Origin of the sequence: Pseudomonas sp. P7758, assembly GCF_013386485.1 — a bacterium.
Taxonomy (GTDB): domain Bacteria; phylum Pseudomonadota; class Gammaproteobacteria; order Pseudomonadales; family Pseudomonadaceae; genus Aquipseudomonas.
On sequence record NZ_JACARS010000079.1, the window covers coordinates 560 to 3,039 of the forward strand.

The window sequence follows — 2,480 nt, forward strand, 5'->3', positions numbered from 1 at the left end:
CAGCGGAATCGCCAGGGCGAACGACGGCAACACCAGGGTGCGCCAGCCATCACTGCCTGCCGGCGGGAACAGCCGCAGGCCGAACGCAAACACCGCCAGCAGCAGAATCCCCAGCCAGAAGTGCGGCAGCGCGGCGGCCAGGGTTTCGGCCAACGAGGCCAGGCTGGCAACCCAGCGTCGCCGGCCGGCGGTCAGCACCGTCAGCGCCAGCACCAGGACCCAGGCCAGGGCGAGGGACGTCAGGGTCAGCTCCAGGGTCGGCCAGGATTGCTCGGCGAGGACGCGGGTCACCGGCAGGTGCTGGGAATAGGAAACCCCCAGGTCACCCTGCACCAGTCGCCCGAGGTACAACGCGTATTGCACCGCCAGTGGTTTGTCGAGGCCGTACTCGCGGGTGGCTTCGGCGATGGTCTCGGGGGTGGGGTTGCCGCTCGGGCCGCCAAGGATCGCCTGCACCGGATCGCCGGGCATCAGGCGCAAGGCAAAGAACGTCAGCGTGGCCACCGCCCAGAGCACCAGCACGCCGCCGGCAAGGCGCCACAGCGCACGTTTGCCGAGCCGGGCCAGGCGCTCGCGCCGTGGGTTGGCAAGTGATGTGTCGCTCATTTGTTCACCCATGCGTCATAGAGATAAGTCACCGCCAGCGACGGCTCCAGCCGCACGCCCTGGGTGGTCTTGTAGATACCCAGCCGCGTGCTTTGCGGGTAGGTGGTCAATTGCAGGTACTGGCTGGAAGCGATTTTCTGCGCCTGGTAATACAGCGCCCGGCGCTGCTCGCTGTCCTGGGTGGTGAGGGCTTGCCGGATCAGCGTGTCGAACGCCGGGTCACTGAAGCCTGCGGTGTTCTGGTGGTAACCACCGACACCCGCCGGGCTGATGAACTCACTGCCGAAGATGATCCGCAGCACGTCGGCGGTGTTGGTGTTCCAGTAGCCGAGGCGAATGTCGTAGTCCCAGTCGGCCTGGCGTTTGGTGGCCTGCACGTCACTCATCTGGTCGACGATCAGCTCGAAGCCGACCTGCCGGGTGGTGGCCTGCACCTGTTCCCACAAGGTGTATTCCGACGGTGGCGTGCGGTTGCCCATCACCACGTGGACTTGCAGGCGCTTGCCGTCCTTGGTGCGGTAGCCCTCGCTGTCGCGCTGGGTCCAGCCGGACTGGTCGAGTAACTGCGCAGCCCGGGCCGGGTCGTAATCCTGGGCGTGCTGGAACTCCGGGCTGTAGAAGCGCGTGGCTGGGCTCAGCGGCCCGCCGGCGCGGGGGAATTCGTTGAAGTACACGCTCTTCAACGCGCCTTCGATGTCGGAGCTGCGCACGAAGGCTTCGCGCACTCGCACGTCATCGAACGGCGCACGGGTGATGTTCAGCGTGCCGTTGGTGGGGTTGCCGGGGCGTTGGGCGATCACCAGGGTCAGGTCCGGGTTGCGTCGAGCGGCCTCGTGGGATTCGGGCGGCAACGCTTCGATCACGTCGACCTCGCCAGCCTGCAACGAGGCGAAGCGCACGGAAGGTTCCTGGATGAACTTCCAGACGATCCGGTCGAGCCAGGCCGGGCCCTGGTGCTTGGCGGTGGGTGGCGCCCAGTTGTAGTCGGGGTTGCGCACCAGCTCGACCTGGCTTTGCCGGTCCCAGCGCACGACCTTGAACGGGCCGCTGCCGACCGGGCTTTCGCAGTTCACATCGCGCGAGCGCAGCAATGCCGTGGGGGACTCGATGCCGAGGAAGCCTTGGGCGAGGACTTCAAGAAAGGCCGCGTACGGCGTGGCGAGGTGCACCACTGCGGTGTATTCGTCGAGCACGTCGGTGCTGCGGTATTGGCGGATGTAGCCGCCTGCGGTGCTGGATTGGGTCTTGGGGTTGGCCATGTGGTCGAGGTTGGCCTTGACCGCCGCGGCGTTGAACGGGGTGCCGTCGGTGAAGTGCACGTCGTTGCGCAGGTGGAAGGTGTAGGTCAGGCCGTCGGGGGAGACTTCCCAGGTCTTGGCGAGCCAGGGGCCGATGCGGCCGTCGGCGTCCATCGAGACCAGGGAGTCGAGGTACTGCTGGGCGACGAACACCTGGGGCATGTCGCCGGCCACGTGGGGGTCGAGGCAGGTGGGTTCGCGGTCGGTGGCGTAGACCAGGGTGCCGCCCTTTACCGGTTGGTCACTGCGTGTGACGGTGGAGCTGCCTTGGCCACAGCCCAGGAGCAGGCCGCAGAGTGTGGCGGTGCCGATAAGGAGCAACGCACTGGATCGTCGCGGGTAAGGGGCGGGTTCTTGCATGATGGGTCAGGCCTAAAGTCCGGGAACTGAGTCATTGCACAAGGCATGCCGGGTTTTTGGGCCTGTAAACAGGGGGGATTGGAGGGTTGGGGGATTGCTGAAAACGACAATGTGTGTGGGAAGTGTTGGTCAGGCAACAGCTCGGCCTTGGGGGGGCGTGAGGTTTGAGTACATATCCGTTGCTGCGGTAACGGCGGCTATTGGTTCCGCTCTTAC

At 65.9% G+C, this 2,480-nt stretch carries 2 protein-coding genes; both read right to left on the reverse strand.

Features of this window, described 5'->3' with window-relative positions; all coding sequences use genetic code 11:
• A partial coding sequence (locus HX873_RS17815) for an ABC transporter permease (protein WP_256349640.1) occupies positions 1–606 on the reverse strand: 606 nt, incomplete at its 3' end.
• Positions 603–2,264, reverse strand: coding sequence for an ABC transporter substrate-binding protein (locus HX873_RS17820; RefSeq protein ID WP_177122986.1), 1,662 nt, complete (start codon positions 2,262–2,264; stop codon positions 603–605). The genes HX873_RS17820 and HX873_RS17815, both read right to left, overlap by 4 nt.
• Positions 2,265–2,480 lie beyond the last annotated feature (216 nt).

What these genes read in the sequence shown, in the direction of transcription:
- HX873_RS17820 (WP_177122986.1), bottom strand. Translation starts at nt 2,264, where the DNA reads ATGCAAGAACCCGCCCCTTACCCGCGACGATCCAGTGCGTTGCTCCTT.